Here is a 21,925-nt window from a genome sequence, read left to right on the forward strand (position 1 = left end):
TGCAGCGGGGCGGGGTCCGCACGCCCCCTGCGCGCGGGCGGGAGCGGCTCAGTAGACCAGCTGCGCGGGGCTGCAGTTGATCGACTGCAGGTGCACGTCGGTCCGTCCCAGTTCCAGCCCGAGCACCTGCGCCAGGGTCTGGGTGAGCAGGGTACCGACGCCGTTGAGGATCGGCTTGAGCAGGTCCAGCACCGGTTTCAGGCCCAGGCACAGCAGCCCGCTGCACGCCACCGTGTCGGTGGACGGGTCGACCACGCTGCCGCTGCCCTGGAAACTGTCGAGCACGCCTTCCTCGGCGGTCTGCAGGTAGGACGCGAGGTTGCCTTTGACACAGGCGTTGTAGGCCAGCAGACCGGTGAGCAGGCTGTTGCAGCGGTTGATCACCAGGCCCCCGAGCAGCGTGCCGAGCACGCCACCGAGCAGGCCCTGTCCGTTGCCGGTGACCGCGGCCTCATAGCCTTCCCAGACTGTGCCGTCGCGGAAACATGTGATCAGGCCGCAGGGATACGGCACGCCCTTGGGGATGTTCCAGGTGCCGATCGGCTCGATACCGCGTGCAGGCGCACCGTTCTTCAGCAGGTCGATGGTGGCGTGCACGTCGTACTTTTTTCCCGGATCCGGATTGGCGGCCTTGAGGTACTGCTCGGCCAGACGGTTGGCGGTTTCAGCCGTGCCGAGACCTTTCGGTGCGGGATTGAGCACGTTGCCCAGCACGCGCAGCAGTTCGTTGACCAGTGCGGCGACTGTATCGCCGAGCAGGGCGGCGTTGATGCGGGTCGAGGCGGTTTCGCCGGCGGCGAGGGTGACGCTTTCGGCATGGGTGAGTCCGTTGAGGCGGATCTTGTCGTTGACCAGGGTGGCGCCAAGCAGGGTCAGCATCTGTTCGTTCTCCAGCGTGGTTTCGCACACGTTGCGGGTGGAGAACCGGTTGGCCGGGTCAACCCTGCCCACGCAGGCGCGCAGCACGGAGGACTCGACGTTGATGGTGGCCGTGGGGGGCTGGGCACCGCACTGCAGTGCGGTCAACGTGCCCATTGCGTTGGTGACATCGGCGTAGATCGGCAGATGCAGGCGAACGCCGAGGGTGGACAGGATCGGGCCGAGTCCCACCAGATTATTGCTGTCCACATCGACGTTCAAACGCACCTGCGCGTTGTATGCGCGCGTGCCCACGCCGCCGATGGCGATGGACGGCGGTTCGATGATGGCCGCCTTGGCGTTGACCAGGCCGAGCACGCTGAGGTTGTCCACGTCGACCCCGCGCCCGCCGTTGGCGATGCTGATGCCGGTGGTGAGCAGGTCCATCACATTGACGTCGGCACGCAGTGCACTGGAGGCCGGGCCTTCGGGGGCCACGATGCGTGCGAACAGGCCGCTGCCGGCATCGTTGGAGCCAAGCTGCAGGTTGGCCTGGTCGATGTTGATCTGCGTGGCCAGCGCATCTTTGAGTGCGCGCAGGTCGACGTTGGCCACGCCGCTCTGTGCCAGTACCGTCGCGGTGGCATCCAGCAGCTGGCCCAGCGAGATGCGGTTGGCGGCCAGCAGCCGGTTGAACTCGGCGATGCCGATGTCGGCGGCGACCTCGATGCCGAGCGCCTGCAGCAGGCCGCCGGGGGTGATGTGCGCCTGGGCCAGGCCGTCGTAGCCGAGCAGGGTGGTGCGGTCCAGGTCCACGCCCACCAGCCGCAGCACATTGCCGAGCGGGGTGTTGCCGTTGACCCGCAGCAGCTGCGAGCCGACGCTGAACACGGCGGTGGGCTGGGCGCGCATGGCAACGGCCTGGACCTGCAGCGTGGGCAGGGTGGTGTTCTGGCCGAAGAACGGCAGTACCGAACGCTGCGCCTGTACGCGCACTGCATTCAACGGCGCCTGCGGGCCGAGCGTGGTGGTGAAGTGATCGGCGGCGGGGTTGGCCGGATTCCAGTTGCCGCACTGCACCTGCACCGTGCCGGGGAAGCGATTGGCGGTGATCGCGTTGCCGCGCGCCGCGCTGTTGTCGGCCTGGTTGGCCGCGCACAGTTCCAGCCGCTGCGCCCCGGCGAGCGCGGCCAGGTCGGCCACCTTCTGTGCATCTCGCTTGGCCCAGTACAGGAAGCCGATCTCCACCAGGCCCAGCATCATCACCAGGCCCAGCATCACCAGCATCATCGTCACCGACATGCCGCCGCGCTGCTGCATGCGCAGCACACGGGGGGCCGGGCGGGGCGCCCCGGCAGGGCCAGGTACGTTCATGGCATCAGCCTCCGTCGTTGGACCCGGAAACATCCTTGCGCACGTTGGTCTTCATGTACTCGGGAATCTCGTGCTCGAAGCTTTTGAGGTAGCGCGCGTAGCTGGCGGCCGCCTGGTCGCCGAGGATCGGCAGCCGCGTGCCGGCGCTCGTGCCGGCGGCCTGGAGCTGCAGCAGCGCGCGCGTGGTGTCGCCGATCCGGGTCGGTGCCGGCGCCGCAGATGCCGGCGCACGCGGCGGTTGCCAACCCGCGTCGTTGTCCGGAGCCGGCACCCCAGGCGCAGGTGCGCGCGCGGGCGGCGTCGGCGTCGGCAGGGGCGGCTCGGCGAGCATCCTGCCGGTCAACGGGGGCTGCTGGGCACGGGCGTCCACTGCCAGCAGCAGCGCTGCCGCCACCCCAAGGCCGGTCAACGCGCGCAGCGCGGGTGCGAATGCGATCCGGGTCATGACGTGCTCGTTCATGGTGTGGTCCCCGTGGTGGTATCGGTGGCGCTGAAGCGCTCCAGCATGGAAGGCGCCAGGCGGGCATCACCGCTGGCAGACGGGCGGTTGGCGTCGCCGGCCAGGCGGGTGCTGCGCTCGCGCGCTGGCGCGATCGCGGGCGCGACACGGGCCGGCGCAGCCGCGGCCGCAGTGCGTGATGCCGCGCGCTGGCGCAGCTGCTGGGCCAGGCGCTGGATTTCCTCGCGTGCGCCATCGGGCAGGCGGGCGTCGCGGATGATCCGCTCGGCGGTCCCGTGCTGGCCGCTCAGCAGTGCCCAGACCGCCAGGTTGGCATTGGCCTTGACGTTGCCGGGCGCCAGCTCGGCGGCCATCGCCAACGGCGCCTGCGCCTGGTCCCAGTGCCCGGCACGCAGCCGTGCAAATCCGAGGTCGCCGAGGTAATCGGTATTGAGCGGTTGCAGCTGCACCGCACGGGCCAGCGCGGTCTCGGCACGGGCGTCGTCGTCGCTGCGCGCGGCAATCAGGCCGATGCCGTGCCAGGCGGCTGCGGCCTGCGGGCCCGTGGTCAATCCGGTGTAGGCGGCGAGCGCGGCATCGCGCTGCCCGGTTTCGCGGAGGGCGTCAGCATGCAGCCGCCGCAGCGCCGGGTTGTCGCCGTAGCGTTGCCGGTAGGCATCCACATGCGCCAGCGAGGCGTAGAACGCGCCCTGCTTCTGCATTTTGGCGATCAGGTCCAGGTACAGCACGCGATCCTCCTGCGGCGGCACCTCCGGCGAGGCCTGGGCGATCGGGTCCTGGCGGTACGACGCCGGCCGCGTGGAGGCGCAGGCCGCGCACAGTGTGGCCAGCAGTACGACAGTGCCGAGGCGGGGCAACATGGGGCTTGGCATGGTCTTTACCCGATCCTGGTCAAGGCGGTGGCCAGGGCGATGATGGCCGGACCGGCCAGCACCAGCATCAAGGCCGGCAACAACGTCAGCATCATCACCACGGTCATCTTCACCGAGAGCTTGCCGACTTTTTCCTTCAGTGAACTGCGCCGCTGTTCGCGCAGACGCACGCTGAACTGCCGCAGCGGTTCCTGCACCGCGCCGCCGTGTTCATGCACCTGCATGATCAACTGGACCAGGCTGCGCAGGTCTTCGTCGTCGAACGACTCGCTCAACCGGCGCAGCGACTGCTGGCGGGTGCGGCCGTGCATGTAGGCGATGTTGGCCTGGTGGATCTCGCGGCCCAGCACCGGGATCGCGTTGCGCAGCTTGTCGCCGAGGGTCTGCAGGCTCTGGTCCATGCTGAAGCCCACGCCCTGCAGCAGGCGCAGCAGGTCGATCAGCAGCGGCAGTTCGGCCGATACGCGCCTGCGCAGGCGCGTCGCCCAGGCGCGCAGCGCGAACTTGGGCAGCAGGATGCCGAAGGCCAGTGCGGCCAGCATCAGCATCACGCGGTTGAAACCGGTGCTGTCGCTGAAGGTGAGTGCCACGACCAGCGACACCACAGCCAGGACCAGCCGCAGGCCGAGGAAGATCGCAGTGCCGGTGCTGGTGTGCCAGCCGGCCTGGTCCAGCAGCAGGCGATCCTCCGGCGCCAGCAGTGCCTTCTCGATGCGGCTGCCACTGAAGCGCTGGCCGAACGCGGTCAGCCATGCGAGGCCATGCTGGCGTGCACTCGGCGCTGCGGCCGGCGCGCCGGTGGCGGCGGCGCTGTCGCGCGGACGCAGGGCCGACTGCAGGGCCGCTTCGGTAAGCTGCTGGTGCCCGCCGAGGATGAACCAGCGGATGCCGAGCAGGGCCAGCCCCGCCGCCAGCAGCAACAGGGCCGCAATCCAGTAGCCGGTGCTGGTCATGGATGCCCCCGTGTCATATCGATTTGGCCAGCCGGTACAGCAGGAACCCACCCGCGGCCTCCAGTACCAGTGCACCGAGCAGCAGCTTGTGGCCGAGCGGCTCGTGGATGACGGGCTGGAAGAAGTCGGGGCTGGCGATGGCCATCAGCACCGCGCAGATCGGCGGCAGCAGGCCCAGCACCCACGCCGACATGCGGGTTTCGGAGGTGGTGGCCATCAGTTCCTGCTGTGCCTGGTCCAGATCGCGCATGAAATCGGCCATGCGCTGCAGGATCTGGTCGGCGCGCCCGCCAATGCGCACGCTGACGCCCAGCACCACGGCCAGCACGTTGAGCGGCTCGAGCCGGTAGGGCTGTGAGGCCTGGGCAAGCGCGCGGTCCAGGTCGAGCCCGCTGCGGGTATGCGACAACGTGGTATCGAGCAGACCGCGCAGCGGCATGGGTACCTGCGCCGTGGCCGTCTGGAAGGCCATCTGCAGGCTGTTGCCCAGCCCGGCCAGGCGGACCAGATTGTCCAGGAAGTCCGGCAACTGGCGCAGCAGGCGGCGCTGCAGGTTGGCGATGCGCCGGCTCAGCCAGAACCACACCACCAAGGTGCACAGCACCAGCATGATCGGCACCATCCACCACGTGCCCAGACGCGCAGTGGCGATCCATGTCGCCAGCAGGCTCATTCCCACCACCAGCAGCGGTACCCGCCAACCGGTGGGCAGGGCGGCCCGCCGTAACAGCGCATCCCACGGACGCTCGCCGCGGGCCCGTGCACCGCCGGTGGGCGCGGTGCCCGGTTCCGGCAGGGCGCTGCCTGGCCCGCCACGTGCCAGCCGCTGTTCGGCATGCTGCAGCGACACCTGGCGCTGCTCGCGAGCGCTGGCGCCGCTCCACAGCGCCAGGGCTGCGGCGACCAGCACCAGTGCCACACTGGCCAGGAGCAGGGTGAAGACCATCGTCAGTAGCCTCCATCCAGGGCCTCGCGCAACTGCCGGCGGAACGGTTCGAGCTTGTGCGAGTGCGGCTGGAACCCGAGTCCGATCCAGCGATCGTGCTCCTTGCCGTCGGCATCGAACTGCACTTCGTGACGGAACATTTCCTGGGTGGTGATCAGGTTGTCGCTGACGCCGGTGATTTCCGTGATCGACACCAGAACGCGGCGACCGCTGCCGAGGCGGGAGATCTGCACGATGAAGTCGATGGCGCTGGCGATCTGCCGTCGCAGGCTGTCCTCGCTGCCCTGGAAGCCGGCAAAGCCGGCCAGCATCTCGATGCGGTACAGGCAATCGCGCGGCGAGTTGGCGTGGATGGTGGCCATCGAGCCGTCATGGCCTGTATTCATCGCCTGCAGCATTTCCAGCACTTCGGCGCCGCGTACTTCGCCGACCACGATCCGGTCCGGCCGCATGCGCAGGCTGTTGCGGACCAGATCGCGGATGCTCACGGCGCCGTTGCCATCGGCACCACCGATGCGGCTCTCCAGACGGACCACATGGGGATGGTTGAGCGACAGTTCGGCCGTGTCCTCCACGGTGATCACCCGCTCGGTGGGCGGTATGTAATTGGCCAGCGCATTGAGCAGCGAGGTCTTGCCCGAGCTGGTGCCGCCGGAGACGAGGATGTTGCATCGACCCAGTACCATCGCATGCAGCAGCGCCTGCATGGGGCGGTCGAAGGTGCCCATGCGCAGCAGTTCGTCCGGGGTGAACGGATCCTTGCGGAACTTGCGGATCGATACCATCGGACCGTCGACGGCGAGCGGGGAGATGATCGCGTTGAGGCGGCCGCCGTTGGGCAGGCGCGCATCCACCATCGGGTTGGATTCGTCCAGACGCCGGCCGAGCGGGGCGAGGATGCGGCGCAGAATGCGCAGCAGGTGGCTGTCATCGCTGAAGCGCTGCGGTGCGCGCTTGAGCATGCCGCCCTGGGATACATGGATGTCCTTGTAACCGTTGATCAGGATGTCCTCGATCTCCGGGTTGTGCAGCAGGTCGTCGAGCGGGCCGAAACCGGTCAGCTCCTTGACCAGCGCGGCGGCAACGATGTCCTTCTCGATCTCGTTGATCGGGATGCGCCACTCCTGCACGAACGCGGCGGTCTGGGTGTGCACGTAGCGTGCGACCGTGTCCGGCGCCCAGGCGTCGATGTCGATGCGTTCGTCCTCGATCGCATTGAGCAGGTGTTCGTGCGCCGCGATCAGGACCTTCTGGTACTCCTCGGACTGCTCGAACGGCAGCACCGCCGCGCCCGGATCGGCGGGCGGATCGTGGCGCGCGGCGGGTACCGCGAACGGGGTCACTTTGTCTTCCATTGGCTACCACTCAGACGAAGGGCGAGGTGTTCCCGCCAACTGCGTGCCGCAGGGGCAGCGGCGGGATCCAGTCGGGATAGCAGCGGGGCCAGGGCGCGTAGATACGGATCGCGTGGAGCCTCCTGCAGCAGCAGCCGGCCGTGGCTGGCCGCCGAGCGCAGGCGGGCGCGGTCGGGCAGGGTGGCCAGCAGTGGCAGGCCGAAGCGGGTGGCGATCTGTGCCGGGCTGATGCCACTGGCATCGTCGAAGCGGTTGATCACCAGTTGCAGACGCTTGTCGCGTGCACCGACGCGCTCGAGCTGGGTCAGGGCCTGATCGAGGGAGACCAGGGTGCCGATCGCCTGATCGGCAACCAGCCAGATGTCGTCGGCGCTGTTGAGCAGCGACACCGGAATCTGGCGCACGCAGGCGCCGCCGAGGTCGCACAGCAGGGTGTCGAAGATGCCACGCAGCCGCTGCATCAGTACGGCCGGATCGGCCATCGGCGTGCCGTCGGTGCCGGCCGCCTGACCGAGCAGCGCCAGGCCGGCCGGGTGACGCGTCATGGCCGTGCGGGCAAGCGTGGCATCGATGCGGCTGGCATGGCGCAGGGCATCGTCGTAATGGAAGCTGCTGTCCAGGTTGAGGTACAGCGCCAGGTCGCCGGCCGGTTGCGCGAGGTCGAGCAGCAGCAGATGGTTCGCCACGGGCGGCGGATCCTCCTCCTGTGCCAGCAACGGACTGTGAGCCTGCTGGGCGAGCACGCCCAGATGCGCGGCCAACGTGCTGCAACCGACGCCGGCGCGGACGCCCAGCAGCAGGACCATGCGCGCCTTGTGCGCGACTGCCGCAGGGGCGCGAACCGATGCATCCGTGGCGCTGGCGCGGCGCAGCACCGCCTCGATCTCGTGCGGCGGGGCATCCAGGTCGATCAGATCGCGCAGCCCGGCGCGCAGGGCTGCCACCACCCCGGCGAGCTGGTCGCTTGCCGTGGAGCCCACCGCCACCAGGGGCAGCTCCGGTGCCTGTGCCTGCACCTGGCGCACCAGTGCGGCGGAGAAGGCGGCCTGCTCGTGGCGGAAGTCCAGCAGCAGCACACAACCGGTATCACGCAGGGGTTCAAGCGCGGCGGCAGGCGCGCCACTGTCCTGCCACTGCACGTCGGCGGCGGCGGGCAGCAGCGGCGTCAGCCGCGACACCAGGTCACGATCCGGCGCGTACAGCACCAGCTTCATGGCCGACTCCCGGGGGTGAACCAGATGCATGGTGGCGGTGGACATGGCGGGGGGCGTCCTGGCATGGCTCAGCGTGAGAAGCCGGGGAGCTGGTCCGACGACGCCGGCCCCAGAAGCCACGCGCCCCAGACCGGCTGGTTCGGCGCCGCTTCACGCTGGCCGGGCAGGGGCAGCTCGGTGCCCTTGGCCAGTGGCTGGACCAGCCGCGGCGTGACGATGATGACCAGTTCCTTCTCCTCACGTTTGTAATTGAGGTTGCGGAAGAACGACCCGATGATCGGAAGATCGCCGAGCAGAGGCACTTTGTCCACGTTTGAGCTGACCGCATTGCTCACCAGACCGCCGATGACGAACGACTCCCCGTCGCCGAGTTCCACCGTGGTGTCGGCGCGACGGGTGGTGATGGAGGGAATCAGCACGCCGTTATAGGCGATGCCGGTGCTGTAGTTGAGGTCGCTGGCTTCCGGCGCGACCTTCAGCGCGATGCGATCGGCGCTCAGCACGGTTGGCGTGACGGTCAGGCCGATGCCGAACGGTTTGAAGGTGACCGTGGTGGTGCCCAGCCCCTGCGGTTCGAGAATCGGCAGTTCGCCGCCGGCCAGGAAGCTGGCGCTCTGCCCGGACAATGCCACCAGCGTGGGTTCGGCCAGCACGCGCGCCATGCCGTTGCTCTGCAGCAGGTCCAGGTTGGCCAACCAGCCGTGGGTGAGTGAACTGGCGACCAGGTTGAATGCCGACGACAGCGGATTGAGCGTCACCGTGGTCTCGCCGCCGTTGCCGGAGCCGCCGTCGTCAGTGGTGGGCGGAATGCCGCCGGGGCGGGTGAGCCCGTAGGTGAAACCACCATTGCTGTTGTAGAAGCTCACACCGACCTGGCGCAGTGTGGTGCGGTTGAACTCCACGACCTTGACCTCGACCTGCACCACACCGCCGCTGGCGATGGTGGCGACATCGGCGAGCTGTCCTTCCTTGCCGATGGCCATTGCGGCGGCCTTGCGGCTCTGTGCGTGGTCCAGCATCGACGGGCTCACCCCCTGCAGCAGGCCCTGGTCGTCCTGTACGGTCAACCGGGTGCCGGCGCCGTCACCCAGCGCGCCCTGCACGGCGCTGCGCACGTCGATCTGCATGCGCTGCGGCTCGCTGTTGTCGCGTCGCCACAGCAGCAGCGTGGTCGTTCCCGGGGCCTTGCCGACCAGCAGCGCCTGACGCGGGCCGCGCAGCATCACGATATCGGCCACGCCGGGATCGGCGATGGCCACGCGTTCCAGGTCGGTCGGCAGTGTCCACGGCCGCTGCTCGCGGGTCTGCAGCACCAGGTCGGCGTTGGCGTGAGCGGAGGGTGCCAGCATCAGCGCCAGCAGCAGCCACCCGCCCGGGATTCGGGCGTGGAACAGACGGCACGCAGGGGTGGGGCGTTGGGTCATGGGCTGTCTCGGCAGGTGGCTCATGGCAAGCCGCTGGGGGAGGCGGCGTCGCCGCGGATGATCTCCACGCCACGGTCCAGGCGCGGTGCGCTGCGGCGGGGCGCGCTGCCCGTCGATGCCACCGGCACCGGGCGGGCGCTGCTACGGCCGGCCAGCGCGGCGCTGTCGATACCGGCGTAGGCGTCGTTCTCGGGCGACTGCAGTGCGAGCCGCTGCTCGGGGGTCAGCTCGCGGCGTGGGGCGAGCACCCCTGCAGGTTGCGCGAACAGCGCCAGGTCCGGCTGGCCGACGTCCGCCGGATTGCGCAGGGCCAGGAACAGTTTGCCCTGCTGCGCGCCCAGCAGCAGGCGGCTGGCATCCGCCACCGGCACCGCCAGCACCGCGCTGCGCGCCGCCGCGGTGCTTGAGGCGTCGTTGGCACGGCTGCTGGACGGGCGCTGGGTGATGTCCTGCGCGCGGCTGTCGGCAGGCGAGGGTGTGTCGGTGGTAGCAGACGCGGGGGCGGGCGTGCCGAGATCGTCCGCACCATAGCTGAGCACGCGCAGGCGCGAGAGCAGCAGGCGTGCCTGTGCATCGCCGTCGTCGCGGACACCGGGCGTCGAGCGGAGATTGAGGAAGACATCGACAAAGTCGCCTGGCTGGATGCGGTTGCCCGCAGCCACCAGTTCGTCCACTGGTACTGCCAGCGCGCGCTCGCCCGGATTGAGCCGCAGCGCGTAGCCCTGTGCGATGACCAGGCCATCGAGAGCGGTGCCGGCGGCGATGTCGCGGGTCGGCACGGCGCCAACGACGTCGGCCACGGTAGTGAACCCGCCGGCTACCGGCTGCGCGCGGCCGGCCACGCGCAGGTCCTTGGCCGCGATCGGCAGGCCGGCGGGCAGGGCGTTGACGGCCTCCACCACCGGCCAGGTCTGCGCCTCGGCGGCACGTGTCTGCACGGGTGCGGCCGGCGCCTCGCCCGCACGCCGGCTGACGCTGAAGGCGACCACCGCCAGGATTGCCGCCAACGCGATCAGCAACACGGCGGCAATGCGGGTCAACTTGAGCATGCGGCGTCTCCTGGAAGTGACATCAGTTGCTGCCCTGGTCCAGCTGGGCCACGGCGGTACTGGTGATGGGCCGGGATACGACCCAGCCATAGACAGTGCCGGTACCCGGCAGGAACGGATTGGCGCGGTAGTCGTAACTGACCCGTACCTGGATGCATTGCGCGCTGGGCAGGTCGGCGCATGGCGCCGGGGCGGACACGATGATCGGCGGCGCGGCGCTGGTGGCGCAGTCCGGGTTCTGACCGGCGTAGGCCAGCAGCCACTGCATGGAGCGGCGAGCGGCCACACAGGCAGCCAGTCGGCGCTGGTCCGGCGCGGCGTAGCGCAGCGACGCGCGCGCGCCCTCGGCCGATGCCATCGACAGGGTCTGCTGCACGGCCATCAGCATCACTCCGGAGTAGGTGATCAGCAGCAGCGGCAACAGCCCGAACATCAGCATCAGCGCGAACTCGAGCGTGGCGATCCCGCCTTGGCGGCGCCGGCTGCCGGGCGGAATGCGCGCGGTCGTCACGGCGACACCGCATAGGTGTTCCGGACAACCCAGAGCAGGGCGCCCAGCGACAGATAGGCTGCAAACGGGATTCCCACGCGGCCCTGCCGGGCGCGGCGGATCTGGTCGGCGGCGGGGTGATGCTCTAGGTGCTGCAGGGTGGTGTCGCGCAGAAACTGCAGGCGCAGCGGGATCATCGGGCGCACACGGCGAACGGCATAGATGCACAGCGCGTGTCCGCCCGCGCACAGGCTGGCGATGATCCAGACCGGCAGCAGCGCGGTCCAGCCGAGCAGGAGGCCGAGCACCGCGAAGTACTTGACGTCGCCGGCGCCCATCCAGCCGATGGCGTAGAACGGCAACAGCGCGACCAGACCTGCCACAGCGCCCAGTACATGGGCAGCGGGCGCGCCGGTCCGCGTGACGGCCCACTGCACGCACAGCCAGGCCACCGCGGCGGCCGCAGCGAGCAGCAGGGCGCGGTTGGAGACGCGCCGGGCGTACAGGTCGCTGATGGCGACCTGTACGCCGAGCAGCAGCGCCAGTAGGGGAAGAAACGACATGGGCACAATCCCCCTGTGCGGTATCAACATGGACCGCGGGCCAGACGCCACCGTTGCCGCCGGGAAAACGGCAGTCAGGGCAGACCGACGCGCGCTGTTACCGGTCAGGCCGCAGCGGAATCGACCAGTGCGGTCAGGCGGGTGAACAGATTGGTGAAGAAGGCGGTGATCTGGGCGCGGCCGGTAACAACGAGTACGCCGGCGATGACCGCGGCGAGCAGGCCGTATTCCAGTGCGGTGACGCCGTCTTCCTCGACCAGGAACTTGCGGATGGATGCGTTCATGACGGTTATCTCCATTTACCTATCAGGGCCCGGATGGGCAGCAGCTGCCTTGCGATGTAGAAGGTCGTTCCGACTCCGCGGAGGGCCTTCCGCTGGCCTGCGCACGTCCTGGCGCAGGGGAGCGACCCATGCGGGTCGCCGATGCCGGCCGGACTATCCCGGCTGCAACCGTGCCTGGCGGAACGCAAGCGCCTGCAAGGCGCAGCCCGGATGCCGCAGCCGCTGCTGGCTGCCGGCGGAAGCAACGACTACGGTTGCCTGCCTGTCCATGACGTTCCCCCGTGATGCGATGGCGCCGCGTGTGGCGTCATCGAAATTCAACGAAATGCTCGGCGAATGCGAAGGGCTGTGATGCACAAAATCGGCATGGATATTCCGAACTTTAGCCCCGTGTTGCCGGTGACTGAACCGTTCTGCGTTGGCTCCCATTTAATATCCGGAAGGTGAATGAATTGTCGAGATAATGTGATGGCCGGGTGAAACCGACGTAATCTGCGGAATTTCCGGCCATCGATTTTGTCTTCGTGTGTGGGGATTGATGCATACTCATCGAAAATGCGCAGCAGCATTTTGCAGTATGCGAGGAGCGCGGGCAGTTCTTGGAGACGGGAAACCGGTGATGCGCGATGCACACCGGGCCAACGGGGGGCATCACTGTCATGGTCGATGGTGTAGTGGACGACATGGGCGACAACCTCAGGGCGTTCGACCTGGCCACGCTGGGCGGTGTGCTGCGGGTGTGCGACGTCGAGATGGTGCTGCTCGATGGCAATGGTCCCCGCGCCAGCGTCGATGCGGTGGTGCATGACGAGGCACTGTTCTGCACGCTGGCCTGCGGCTTTCACTTTCGTGGGCGTTTCATGTTGCCGCCCGACTGGTGTCTGCTTGGGTATGTCCACGACACCGATGAAGGGGTGAGCTGGTGCCACGGTGTTCCGTTGGCGTCCGGGATGGCGCTGACCGTGTTGCCGGAGGGCATCAGCGAGTTCACGTTCAGTGCCGGCACGCGCCTGACGTTGCTGCTGGCGCCGATGCAGCGGGTGCAGCGAAAACTGACCCAGCTGAGCCTTCTCAGCACGCCACCGGCAGGCCAGGCATTGTCGCTGTTCCATCCAGCCGGCGGGGTCGGTGTGCACCGGCTGGTGCAGCAGTACCGGCACCTGGAGGAATCGCTGGGTGGGCAGGGCGTGGCACTGGCCGATGACGCAGTGGAAACGCTGCTGCACGCGCATGTGCAGGCGTTGCTGGCCGCCGGCCCGGGCGATCGGCCCACCTGCAGCCGGGCGCGGCGCACGCATTATCTGATCGCGCAGCGCGCCGAGCATTTCATGCGTCTCAATCTGCGCCGCTATATCTACATGAATGAAATCTGCGACGCGGCCGGCGTCAGCGAACGCGCACTGCGCTATGCATTTGAAGACCTGTTTGGTACCTCGCCGAACCGGTATCTGTCGATGCTGCGTCTTTGCGCGGCGTGCCGTGGCCTGTCGATGGCCGATTCCAGTCGCAAGTCGGTCAAGGCGATCGCGCTGAGCTGCGGACTGTGGGATCTGTCCCGTTTTGCCGACAATTATCGTCGTGTCTTCGGTGAGCTGCCCCGCGACACCCTGATGCGGGCCCCGGCGCAGATCGGCAGCCCGGCCTGAGTCATCGGCGGGCCGCCGGCCGCCGTCCCCCGCTCACCCACGCAAGCCGCCGCCCTGCAAGGGATTCCGGTGGCTTTCTGCCGTATTTGCGCATTCGCCTGCCGGTTTTCCCCGTTGCTTTGCCGGAACCCGCTGTTGGCGTGCCGGAATGAAGTGCGCGGCGCTCGACGCGGCGACTGTAATGGGTCCCACGTGCCCAGAGGCATGGACGCCGCAGTCCGCATCGATCGTCAAACGGGGGAATACCGTCATGAATCGCATCTTTCGTCTGGTCTGGAACCATCAACTGAAGGCCCTGGTGGTCGTCTCGGAAATCGCCACCTCGCGTGGCAGTCTGGCGGCGGGCCCGGTCCGCGTGCACCTTCGCGTGCCGCTGTCGGCCCTGTCGATCGGCCTGGCGCTTGCGCTGTGCAGCGGCGGCGCATGGGCCGGCGAAAGCCAGACACTCAACGATCTCCAGGCACTGGCCGCCAAGTACGCGCCACTGCCGGTCAAGATCGACGCCGAGGCCGCGCTGGCAGCCGTCACGCATACCCGCGACACCTCGCCTGCGCTCAGCGCCCAGGCCAATGTGAATCTCGCCCTCGGCACCCGCAACGTCACCGCACCGGCTGCTGCCAAGGTGGAGCTGTCCCTGCCCAGGCGCATCGCGCTGCCTGGCAGCGGCGACACGCTGGCCGGGTTGGGCGTGGATGTACGCGTTGACACGCCGGTGGCGAAGGCCACGCTTGGCGTCGCGCCGACGGTCCCGGTGCCGCACCAGGGGCTGGGGGTGCAGGTTGATGCCGCCGCGGGCGTGCAGGCGGCAGGCGTAACGGCGGCTCCCCAGGCGCAGGTCGATGTACAGGCCACGGCCGCCGCAGGCCTGGCACCGCGCGCTGGCGCGGCGGCTGTGACCGCGGCGGTCAACAGCGCTGCCACTGTGAAGGCGTCAACGCCGGTGGCCACTGTCGATGCCGACGTCACGGTGGAGGTGGATGCCCTGGCGCAGGCGGACGCCCCCCCTGCGCATGACACGGTGGCCGCCTCGCTGGCCGCCACCGCCGCGGGCGGCGTCAAGGTGGCTGCACTGGGCCACGGGGTGGATGCGGCCGACCGCAATCCCAAGCTCGTGGACGTCTCGGCCGCCGCGCGACAGACCAGCTCGATGACGCTTGCCCCGACCGGCCTGCTCGGCGGGGTGGGCGATCTGCTCAACGGTGTGGGCACCACCGTCGGCGGCGTCCTCGATGGTGTCGGTGGCACCGTGGGTGACCTGCTGGGCGGCGTGGGTAACACGGTGGGCGGGATTCTCCAGCCGGTGGTGGGCACCGTGCTGCCGGCCCCGACCGCGCTCCCGCCGGGCAGCCCGAAGGGACCGGCGCCCGCCGACCCCAATGCCGGCCTGGTCATCGGTACCGGCGGGCTGGTCGGTTCGCTGTCGCAGCTGGTGGGGCCGACCGCGCAGGGCCTGCTCGGTGGCGATGGCTACGTGCGCAACGGCAACCTGGCGGTCAGCAGCGCCAACGTCATGCAGACGTACTCGGTGACCAACGTGCTGGGCATTCCGACGGTCAATCTGACCCCGGTCGGCACGCTGCTCGACGGACTGGGCAACGCCTCCACCGGCGGTGCCTCGCACCTGACGCTGATCGGCGGTGTCACCTCCGACAGCTACATTTTCAATATCAACAACGGCAAGCCCAACGGTCTGCTCGGACTCCTGCTGCCGGACGGCTCGCCGGCGTGGTCCAACACCTGCGTCAACCTGCTGGTGGCGACCGTGGACTGCTGGGCGGTCAACGCGGCGCAGGACTACCAGGTGCTGGTGGGTGATGGCGCCTACGCCAACGGCTCCAAGGAAGTGGTGATCGGCGCCAACGCGCGACATGAGCTGCCGCGCCAGGACGCCAATATTGCTTTCCCGGGGAACGGGGTGAACGACCCGACCGATCCGACCGGCGTACCCACGGCGGACTACGCCGCCCGCATGGGCCATTCGGTGGTGGTGGGCGACAGTGCCCGCGGCACGGCCAACGGCCAGACCATCCTGGGCGCGGAGGCCACCTCCAGCCAGGCCAACAGTGTGGCGCTGGGCTATCGCTCGGCCGCCAACCGTGGCGCGCAGGCCAGTTACAGCGCCTACGGGCTGACCACTGCCCAGGTCTCGGCCGGTGAAGTATCGGTGGGCTTTGCCGGTGGCGAACGGCAGATCACCAACGTGGCCGCCGGCAGCGCGGCCAACGATGCGGTCAACGTGGCCCAGCTGCAGGGCGCGATCTCGCAGATCGATGCGGTCAGTGCGTTTGCGGTCACCTACGACGACGACGGCGCCGGCAATGCCAACTATCGCCGGATCACGCTGGGCGAGGGTACCGGCACCACCACGCTCGGCAACCTGGCCAATGGTGCGGTGGCGGCGGGCAGCACCGAAGCGGTCACGGGCGACCAGCTGTTCGGCACCAACACGGCGATCGTGGACTACTTCGGCGGCCTCACCGCCTATGATCCGGCGACCGGTGCATGGACGGCGCCGAGTTTCCAGATCAGCACCATTTCCAGCACCGGGGCGGTCGCGCAGGGCGTGTATGACAACGCCACCGACGCATTCTCGGCGGTGGACGGTTCGCTGGTGAATCTCAGTACGCAGATCACCGATATCCGCAACGGCGCAGGCAGCCGCTACCTGAAGGTCAATTCCACCGGCATCGACGCCAGCGCCGCCGGTCTGGACAGCATCGCGGTGGGCACGGGCGCCACGGCAACGGCGGCCAACGCGATCGCAGTGGGCGCAGGGGCGGTGGCCGACCGCAGCGGTACGGTCTCGGTGGGTGCGGTGGGCAGCGAGCGTCAGGTGGTGAATGTCGCGGCCGGCACGCAGGCCACCGATGCGGTGAACCTGGGGCAGCTGCAGGCGTCCGAGCAGGGGGCCCTGCGCTATGACGAGAATCCGGACGGCAGCCTCAACTTCGCCAGCGCCACGCTCGGCAACGGGACCGGGCCGACCACGCTGCGCAACATCGGCGCCGGTGTGGTGGGTGCCCTCAGCACCGAAGCGATCAATGGCGCCCAGCTGTTCGCGGCCAACCAGGCCGTGGCCACCCACCTGGGCGGCGGTGCCGCGGTGGATGCCAGCGGGGTGCTCACCGCGCCGAGCTATACGATCAACCAGGTCGCCACCAACGGGCAGGTCACCCCGGGCACGTACGACAACGTCGGCAGTGCATTCGATGCGGTCAGCCAGTCGCTGGCCAACGTGGCCGACCAGACCGACACCATCGACAAGCTGGCGGTCAAGTACGACGTGGATGCCTCGGGCAATGCCACCAACCAGATCACCCTGACCGGTGACGGCACCGGTGCGGCGGTGGGCCTGGACAACCTCGCCGACGGCAGCGTGCTGGCCGGCAGCCGCGCGGCGGTGACCGGCAACCAGCTGTTCCAGACCAACAACGCGCTGGTCGGCTACTTCGGCGGCACCACGAGCTTTGACGGCAACACGGGCATCTGGACTGCGCCGACCTTCCGCATCTCCACGATTTCCACCGACGGCAGCGTGGTCGGCAACGATTACAGCAACGTCACAACGGCCTTCGCAGCGGTGGATGCGTCGCTGACCACGCTCAACACGCGCATCGACCAGATCCAGCCGGGTGCCGGCAGCCCGTATGTGCAGGTCAACTCGCTCAAGCGGGGCGCCGCCGCCAGCGGCGCCAACAGCGTGGCGATCGGACCGCTGGCCAGCGCCGGCGGTGCGGGCAGCGTGGCCGTGGGCGATGGCGCCAGCGCTTCGGCAGACAACAGCATCGCTCTGGGCAGCGGCTCGGTGGCAAGCGTGGGGGCGCAGAGCGGCTATACCGGCGCCTACGGTGCCGCCGGCGCCAGCAGCTCGGTGGGTGAAGTGGCGGTGGGCAGCAGCGGCGCGGAGCGCAAGGTCACCCACGTGGCCGATGGCTCCGAGCGCTATGACGCGGTCAACGTCGGCCAGCTGCAGAACGGCGTGAACTACGCCATCGACCAGTCCAAGGCCTACACCGACACGCAGATCACCAACATCAACAATGGCACGTCGGGCATGTTCCAGGTCAACAACACCCAAGGGCTGGCACAGCCGTCGGCCACCGGCGCCAATGCCGCCGCCGGCGGTGCTGGGGCCACGGCAGCAGGCAGCAGCGCTACCGCACTGGGCAACGGGGCCAGCGCGCAGGCGGACAACTCGGTGGCGCTGGGCGCAGGCTCGGTGGCCAACCGGGCCAATACCGTGTCGGTGGGCAGCGTGGGTGCGGAACGGCAGATTGCCAACGTCGCCGATGGCAGCCAGGCCACCGACGCGGTCAACGTGCGCCAGCTGCAGGCCTCGCAGCAGGGCACGCTGCGCTACGACACCAACGTCAACGGCACCACCAACCTCAACAGCGTGACCCTGGGCAGCACCGCTACCGGCCCGACCACCGTGCGCAACGTCGCCGCCGGCACTGCCGGTACCGATGCGGTCAATGTGGACCAGCTGCGCTCGGGGCTGAGCCAGACGCTCGACTGGTCCAAGGCGTATACCGATCAGCGCATGGATTCGTTCGACCGCAACCTGCAGAAGACCGACAACCGTGCCTCGGCCGGCGTCGCCTCGGCGATGGCGGTGGCGGCGCTGCCGCAGCCCTACGAGGCCGGTCGCAGCATGGCTTCGCTGGCCGCCGGCAGCTTCAACGGCGAATCCGGGGTGGCCGTGGGCATCTCGGGCGTCTCCGAAGGCGGCCGCTGGATCTACAAGTTCAGCGGGTCGACCAACAGTCGCGGCGACGGCGGTGTCGCCGTGGGCGCCGGCATCCAGTGGTGATCGCCGTGGGCGCCGGCACCCGCCGGCGCTCCAGCGGCTGGCTACCTGCACCTATCCAGGGGGATCGCATGTCCACATCATCCACATCCATGTCACCGCTGCTGCGCTCGCTGTCGCTGGGGCTGGCGGTCCTGCTGTTCAGTGCCTGCGCCAGCCACGGGCGCAAGGCCGACGGTCCGGGCATGCAGGAGGCCGGCAGCGCAGCGCCCGATGCCCCCGCGTTCCCGGACCCGCGAAAGGCCACGTTGAAGGAAGGGCTGTTCGTGGACATCGACAGCCTGCGCCTGTTCGCGCGCGGCATGAGCAAGCGTCAGCTCTACAGCGTGCTCGGCACGCCGCATTTCGGCGAGGGCATGTGGGGGGTGCGCGAATGGAATTACCTGTTCAATTTCCGCAGCACGCCCGGCGGTGACTACTTCACCTGCCAGTTCATGGTCACCTTCGACAACAAGGGCATCGCCCAGGACAGCCACTGGAAACCGGCTGCCTGCGCGACGGTCCTGCAGCCGCCGGCCCCGCCGCCGCCGCCGGCCCCGGTCGTGATGCCCGCCGAGCCACTGCGGTTGTCGGCCGATGCGCTGTTCGCTTTCGACAGCGCGGTGCTCACCGCCGAAGGGCGCCGCAGCATCGAGGGCCTGCTGGCGCAGGTGCGCAGCGCCAGCCAGGTGCAGACCATCCAGGTGCTGGGATACACCGACCGCATCGGCACCGATGCCTACAACCTTGATCTCTCGCAGCGCCGGGCGCAGGCCGTCCGCGATGCACTGGTGCAGGGGGGCGTGCCGGCGGCGGCGATCATCGCCGAAGGCCGTGGCAAGGCCAACCCGCTGGTGCAGTGCGATTCGGCAGGACGCAAGGCCCTGATCGCCTGCCTGGCGCCGAACCGCCGTGTGGAACTGTCGGGGATGGCCACACCGCGCTGATCGCGCTGGCCCAGCGCAGAGACACGTTCCGGTCCCCTTCCTTCCGCGTACCGGCCTGCCTGTGCACGCCGTGCGCACCCCCTTGTCCCGGCCCGCCGCTTTCACAGCGAGATGTCTCCCCCGTCATCGATCTGGGAGCGGCGTGCCGGGCCATTCTTCTCCGCCAAGGCGCGGCGTCAGACGCCGCGTTCGCTGGTGATGGTGGCGCCTTCGCGCATCACTTTCGTGACCGGCGTCTTTTCGACCACCTCCAGCAGCCGCGCCCATTGCGCATCGGTGAGCGGCGCGCTGGCGTGCAGTACCCGGTGCACCACCAGCCGGTCGGCGGCGTCGCGACGCGAGCTCAGTTCGGCACGGAACTCGCCCAGCTCCCAGCCCTTCTTCTCGGCATACATGCGCAGGGTGATCGCGGTGCAGGCCGACAGCGCGGCCAGATACAGGTCGAACGGGGCAAAGCCGGCGCCCTGGCCGCCCAGACTGGCGGGTTCGTCGGCAACCAGTGCATGCGCTCCGCTGTGGATCTGGTGACGGTAGTTGGGGCCGTCTGAAACGATCTGGACTTGGGCCATGATGCGCGACACCTTCCGGTTGGGATGAGGTGCCGAGCATGGCACGTGCCGTTGCGGGGCAGGCCGGCGTATCTGGAATGCACCGGTGCAGGACTGCTCATTGGAGACCGGCAATGCCCACCTTCAGCGCGGCAGCGGCGGCATCGCACAAAACCCGGGGGCACACTGCAGCGGCGGACGGGAGCGTTGCGAACAAGCGGGCGGCCGGGAACGCTGCAGCGAACGGACCCACCGCGTCCCGCACACGCTACCCCTGCGGGATGAAGCCATCCGGGCTCCAGTCCTCGCTGCCCACACCGTGATGGATCACGAACAGGCCTTCCGGGTCGTAGCGGCGCTTGGCGGCCAGCAACCGTGGGTAGTGCGGCCCCCAGAACGCCTGCTGCCACTGCGGCTGGAAGTAGTCGCACTCGGAGACATAGGTGGCCGGGTCGGGCGCCACGTCGCGCAGGGCGGCGTAGGCACGGCCCACCCGCACGGCGCCCGAGCGCGCGCGGTCTTCGTCCACCTGGCCGCCGCAACCGGGATACACCGGCCCGCCCGCATTGCCGATCAGCGCCAGGGCGAAGGCATCCAGAACGCCCGGATGGGTGGCGGTATTGCGCGCGGCGGCCAGCGCCCCGGCGGGCGCGCCGAACAGCCCCTTGTTGCAGTGCAGTTCCACGTCCATGTGCGCGGCAGCGGCACAGATCGCGGTGGCCGCTGCCGTACGCCGGGCGTCTGACAGCAGGTCCGAGGGCAGCCAGACCGAGGCGTAGCCGTGCAGGAACCAGCCTACCTGGCCCTGGTCGCCCTTCCACAGCATGTGCTGTGCCGGCGAGTCGGCGCGGGTGTCCTCTGCGATGAACTGCGGGGCGTGCGCGCGGAAGAACGCCGCGTCCCACATGTGGCGGGCCGGCAGTGACAGCGCCTGCAGGGGCTCGACGATGCGATAGGCCGGACGCGCCTGGAGCCACGCCAGGAACGGCGCCCAGACCGCCTCCGCATCGTCCTTGGCCAGCCCCTGGACCACCATCGAGACGCGCAGCGTGCGTTCGCCGCGGAACGCGATCTGCTCGCCCCAGTGCGGATTGCACAGGGCGTCGCGGTAGAAGCGCAGCATCTCCACGACCAGGTCGTGCCAGGCGCCATCGCTGTCGGCCCGTACCGCCAGCGAAACGCCCCCGAAGGTGTCCGGCAGCGCGTGGGTGCGGAGGGTCAGGCGGGTGACGACGCCGAAGCTCGCGCCGCAGCCCCCCTTCAGTGCCCAGAACAGCTCGGCGTCATTGTCGGCGTTGACCACCCGCACACGGCCGTCGGCGGTCACCACCTCAGCCTCCAGCAGGTGCGAGGCCGCGCTGCCGTACGCCTTGGAGAAACTGCCGAAGCCACCGCCGGTAACCAGACCGGCCACGCCCACCGAGGTGCAGCCACCGCCCTGCACGTAGCGACCGCGCCGGGTGGTGACCGCATCGTAGGCATCGATCCACATCGCGCCGGCGCCCAGGCTCACGGCAGGCTCGGCGGCAGTTCCCGCCCGCGCGTTGTGCGGGATGAACGCGTCGTGCACCTCCACCTGGTTCATCGCCCGGGTCCACACCAGCAGCGAATCGGGGGCGCAGGAGGTACCGTGGTAACTGTGTCCGCCGCCTTTGATCGCCAACCGGAGCCGGTGCCGGCGGGCGAAATTGACCGCTGCGGCAACATCTTCGCTGCTGGTCGCGGCTATCGCCCGGGCACTGGGCACCGAACGCCAGGCGCCGTAGTAGCCGCTGGTCTGGGTCAGTGCCGGCTGGTCGCCGATGTAGAACGGGTTGTGGATCTGGGCCAGGGCCTCGGCGCGCGCGGTTGCGTCCCCAAGGAAGGGCGACTGCGGAAGGGAGAGACGACCGCCGACGGCCCGTGACAGTCGCGCCCACTCGGCATCGCACGGCCAGCCCGCGCTGCCCGGACGCACCCTCGGCAGGCGGGGTGGAAGGGGGGCGGTGGTCTTGGACAACAGGGGGAGCAGCGGCAGTACCAGTCCGGCCTTCAGGCAGTCGCGTCGTTTCATGGCGGTGTGTCCTCGGCCTCCGGGCCATCTGTTCAGGGGCCAGTGTCCGCCCGGCGAGGCCCGCCGTCATTGGGCCGGGGCCGAATGCAGGCCCCTGTGG

Annotated in this window: 17 protein-coding genes; 3 read left to right on the forward strand and 14 right to left on the reverse strand. The window is 69.1% G+C overall.

What is annotated here, in order from left to right; translation table 11 throughout:
* Window positions 1-48 precede the first annotated feature (48 nt).
* The 12 genes from ACPEH8_RS13270 to ACPEH8_RS13325 form a co-directional block, all read right to left on the reverse strand.
* Entirely contained in the window at window positions 49-2,178 is a 2,130-nt protein-coding gene (locus tag ACPEH8_RS13270) for a TadG family pilus assembly protein (RefSeq protein ID WP_136005001.1), read from the reverse strand.
* A 58-nt stretch (window positions 2,179-2,236) separates the two neighbouring features.
* Window positions 2,237-2,677: a DUF3613 domain-containing protein gene (locus tag ACPEH8_RS13275; RefSeq protein WP_313160289.1), complete on the reverse strand. Its 441-nt coding sequence runs from the start codon at window positions 2,675-2,677 to the stop codon at window positions 2,237-2,239.
* Window positions 2,678-2,688: 11 nt separating this feature from the next.
* A complete protein-coding gene (locus tag ACPEH8_RS13280; protein WP_153164022.1) occupies window positions 2,689-3,552 on the reverse strand; it encodes a Flp pilus assembly protein TadD in 864 nt (287 codons plus the stop codon).
* Between the two features lie 17 nt (window positions 3,553-3,569).
* Window positions 3,570-4,517, reverse strand: a complete 948-nt coding sequence (locus tag ACPEH8_RS13285) for a type II secretion system F family protein (RefSeq protein ID WP_166473067.1) — start codon at window positions 4,515-4,517, stop codon at window positions 3,570-3,572.
* A gap of 13 nt (window positions 4,518-4,530) precedes the next feature.
* Window positions 4,531-5,463 carry a type II secretion system F family protein gene (locus ACPEH8_RS13290; protein WP_136004905.1) on the reverse strand — a complete coding sequence of 311 codons (933 nt, stop codon included), beginning with the start codon at window positions 5,461-5,463 and terminating at the stop codon, window positions 4,531-4,533.
* A 2-nt stretch (window positions 5,464-5,465) separates the two neighbouring features.
* On the reverse strand, window positions 5,466-6,818 hold the full coding sequence (locus tag ACPEH8_RS13295) for a CpaF family protein (protein WP_136004903.1): 1,353 nt from the start codon (window positions 6,816-6,818) through the stop codon (window positions 5,466-5,468).
* On the reverse strand, window positions 6,803-8,077 hold the full coding sequence (locus tag ACPEH8_RS13300; protein ID WP_243746250.1) for an AAA family ATPase: 1,275 nt from the start codon (window positions 8,075-8,077) through the stop codon (window positions 6,803-6,805). The genes ACPEH8_RS13295 and ACPEH8_RS13300 overlap by 16 nt, the downstream gene beginning before the upstream one ends.
* A 23-nt stretch (window positions 8,078-8,100) precedes the next feature.
* Window positions 8,101-9,456 carry a type II and III secretion system protein family protein gene (locus ACPEH8_RS13305; protein ID WP_136004901.1) on the reverse strand — a complete coding sequence of 452 codons (1,356 nt, stop codon included), beginning with the start codon at window positions 9,454-9,456 and terminating at the stop codon, window positions 8,101-8,103.
* A gap of 20 nt (window positions 9,457-9,476) precedes the next feature.
* Entirely contained in the window at window positions 9,477-10,505 is a 1,029-nt protein-coding gene (cpaB, locus tag ACPEH8_RS13310; protein WP_262071486.1) for a Flp pilus assembly protein CpaB, read from the reverse strand.
* A gap of 22 nt (window positions 10,506-10,527) precedes the next feature.
* Window positions 10,528-10,944, reverse strand: coding sequence for a hypothetical protein (locus tag ACPEH8_RS13315; RefSeq protein WP_051008608.1), 417 nt, complete (start codon window positions 10,942-10,944; stop codon window positions 10,528-10,530).
* 68 nt (window positions 10,945-11,012) lie between these two features.
* The gene (locus ACPEH8_RS13320) at window positions 11,013-11,558 is read right to left on the reverse strand and encodes an A24 family peptidase (protein ID WP_262071485.1); all 546 of its coding nucleotides are present in this window, start codon (window positions 11,556-11,558) and stop codon (window positions 11,013-11,015) included.
* A 104-nt stretch (window positions 11,559-11,662) separates the two neighbouring features.
* Window positions 11,663-11,842 carry a Flp family type IVb pilin gene (locus ACPEH8_RS13325; protein WP_017356197.1) on the reverse strand — a complete coding sequence of 60 codons (180 nt, stop codon included), beginning with the start codon at window positions 11,840-11,842 and terminating at the stop codon, window positions 11,663-11,665.
* Between the two features lie 659 nt (window positions 11,843-12,501).
* Between ACPEH8_RS13325 and ACPEH8_RS13330 the strand changes: the two genes are divergently transcribed.
* The 3 genes from ACPEH8_RS13330 (at window position 12,502) to ACPEH8_RS13340 (ending at window position 19,224) form a co-directional block, all read left to right on the forward strand.
* Window positions 12,502-13,488 carry an AraC family transcriptional regulator gene (locus ACPEH8_RS13330; RefSeq protein WP_017356198.1) on the forward strand — a complete coding sequence of 329 codons (987 nt, stop codon included), beginning with the start codon at window positions 12,502-12,504 and terminating at the stop codon, window positions 13,486-13,488.
* A gap of 250 nt (window positions 13,489-13,738) precedes the next feature.
* Window positions 13,739-18,301: a YadA-like family protein gene (locus ACPEH8_RS13335; protein ID WP_423667055.1), complete on the forward strand. Its 4,563-nt coding sequence runs from the start codon at window positions 13,739-13,741 to the stop codon at window positions 18,299-18,301.
* Between the two features lie 89 nt (window positions 18,302-18,390).
* A complete protein-coding gene (locus ACPEH8_RS13340; RefSeq protein ID WP_423667058.1) occupies window positions 18,391-19,224 on the forward strand; it encodes an OmpA family protein in 834 nt (277 codons plus the stop codon).
* Between the two features lie 176 nt (window positions 19,225-19,400).
* Here the strand turns inward: ACPEH8_RS13340 and ACPEH8_RS13345 are convergent, their stop codons facing one another.
* Together ACPEH8_RS13345 and ACPEH8_RS13350 are read right to left on the reverse strand one after the other, a co-directional pair.
* On the reverse strand, window positions 19,401-19,793 hold the full coding sequence (locus tag ACPEH8_RS13345; protein WP_026070789.1) for an OsmC family protein: 393 nt from the start codon (window positions 19,791-19,793) through the stop codon (window positions 19,401-19,403).
* Between the two features lie 247 nt (window positions 19,794-20,040).
* On the reverse strand, window positions 20,041-21,825 hold the full coding sequence (locus tag ACPEH8_RS13350; RefSeq protein ID WP_423667061.1) for an FAD-binding protein: 1,785 nt from the start codon (window positions 21,823-21,825) through the stop codon (window positions 20,041-20,043).
* Window positions 21,826-21,925 lie beyond the last annotated feature (100 nt).

Source organism: Stenotrophomonas sp. NPDC077461, assembly GCF_049545475.1.
Lineage (GTDB): Bacteria > Pseudomonadota > Gammaproteobacteria > Xanthomonadales > Xanthomonadaceae > Stenotrophomonas > Stenotrophomonas nematodicola.

Coding starts and splice junctions, on each gene's coding strand:
- ACPEH8_RS13305 (WP_136004901.1), bottom strand. CDS start 9,456: ATGACCCAACGCCCCACCCCTGCGTGCCGTCTGTTCCACGCCCGAATC.
- cpaB (WP_262071486.1), bottom strand. CDS start 10,505: ATGCTCAAGTTGACCCGCATTGCCGCCGTGTTGCTGATCGCGTTGGCG.
- ACPEH8_RS13320 (WP_262071485.1), bottom strand. CDS start 11,558: ATGTCGTTTCTTCCCCTACTGGCGCTGCTGCTCGGCGTACAGGTCGCC.
- ACPEH8_RS13290 (WP_136004905.1), bottom strand. CDS start 5,463: ATGGTCTTCACCCTGCTCCTGGCCAGTGTGGCACTGGTGCTGGTCGCC.
- ACPEH8_RS13345 (WP_026070789.1), bottom strand. CDS start 19,793: ATGGCCCAAGTCCAGATCGTTTCAGACGGCCCCAACTACCGTCACCAG.
- ACPEH8_RS13300 (WP_243746250.1), bottom strand. CDS start 8,077: ATGTCCACCGCCACCATGCATCTGGTTCACCCCCGGGAGTCGGCCATG.
- ACPEH8_RS13335 (WP_423667055.1), top strand. CDS start 13,739: ATGAATCGCATCTTTCGTCTGGTCTGGAACCATCAACTGAAGGCCCTG.
- ACPEH8_RS13275 (WP_313160289.1), bottom strand. CDS start 2,677: ATGACCCGGATCGCATTCGCACCCGCGCTGCGCGCGTTGACCGGCCTT.
- ACPEH8_RS13270 (WP_136005001.1), bottom strand. CDS start 2,178: ATGCAGCAGCGCGGCGGCATGTCGGTGACGATGATGCTGGTGATGCTG.
- ACPEH8_RS13340 (WP_423667058.1), top strand. CDS start 18,391: ATGTCACCGCTGCTGCGCTCGCTGTCGCTGGGGCTGGCGGTCCTGCTG.
- ACPEH8_RS13350 (WP_423667061.1), bottom strand. CDS start 21,825: ATGAAACGACGCGACTGCCTGAAGGCCGGACTGGTACTGCCGCTGCTC.
- ACPEH8_RS13285 (WP_166473067.1), bottom strand. CDS start 4,517: ATGACCAGCACCGGCTACTGGATTGCGGCCCTGTTGCTGCTGGCGGCG.
- ACPEH8_RS13295 (WP_136004903.1), bottom strand. CDS start 6,818: ATGGAAGACAAAGTGACCCCGTTCGCGGTACCCGCCGCGCGCCACGAT.
- ACPEH8_RS13315 (WP_051008608.1), bottom strand. CDS start 10,944: ATGCTGATGTTCGGGCTGTTGCCGCTGCTGCTGATCACCTACTCCGGA.
- ACPEH8_RS13325 (WP_017356197.1), bottom strand. CDS start 11,842: ATGAACGCATCCATCCGCAAGTTCCTGGTCGAGGAAGACGGCGTCACC.
- ACPEH8_RS13280 (WP_153164022.1), bottom strand. CDS start 3,552: ATGTTGCCCCGCCTCGGCACTGTCGTACTGCTGGCCACACTGTGCGCG.
- ACPEH8_RS13330 (WP_017356198.1), top strand. CDS start 12,502: ATGGTCGATGGTGTAGTGGACGACATGGGCGACAACCTCAGGGCGTTC.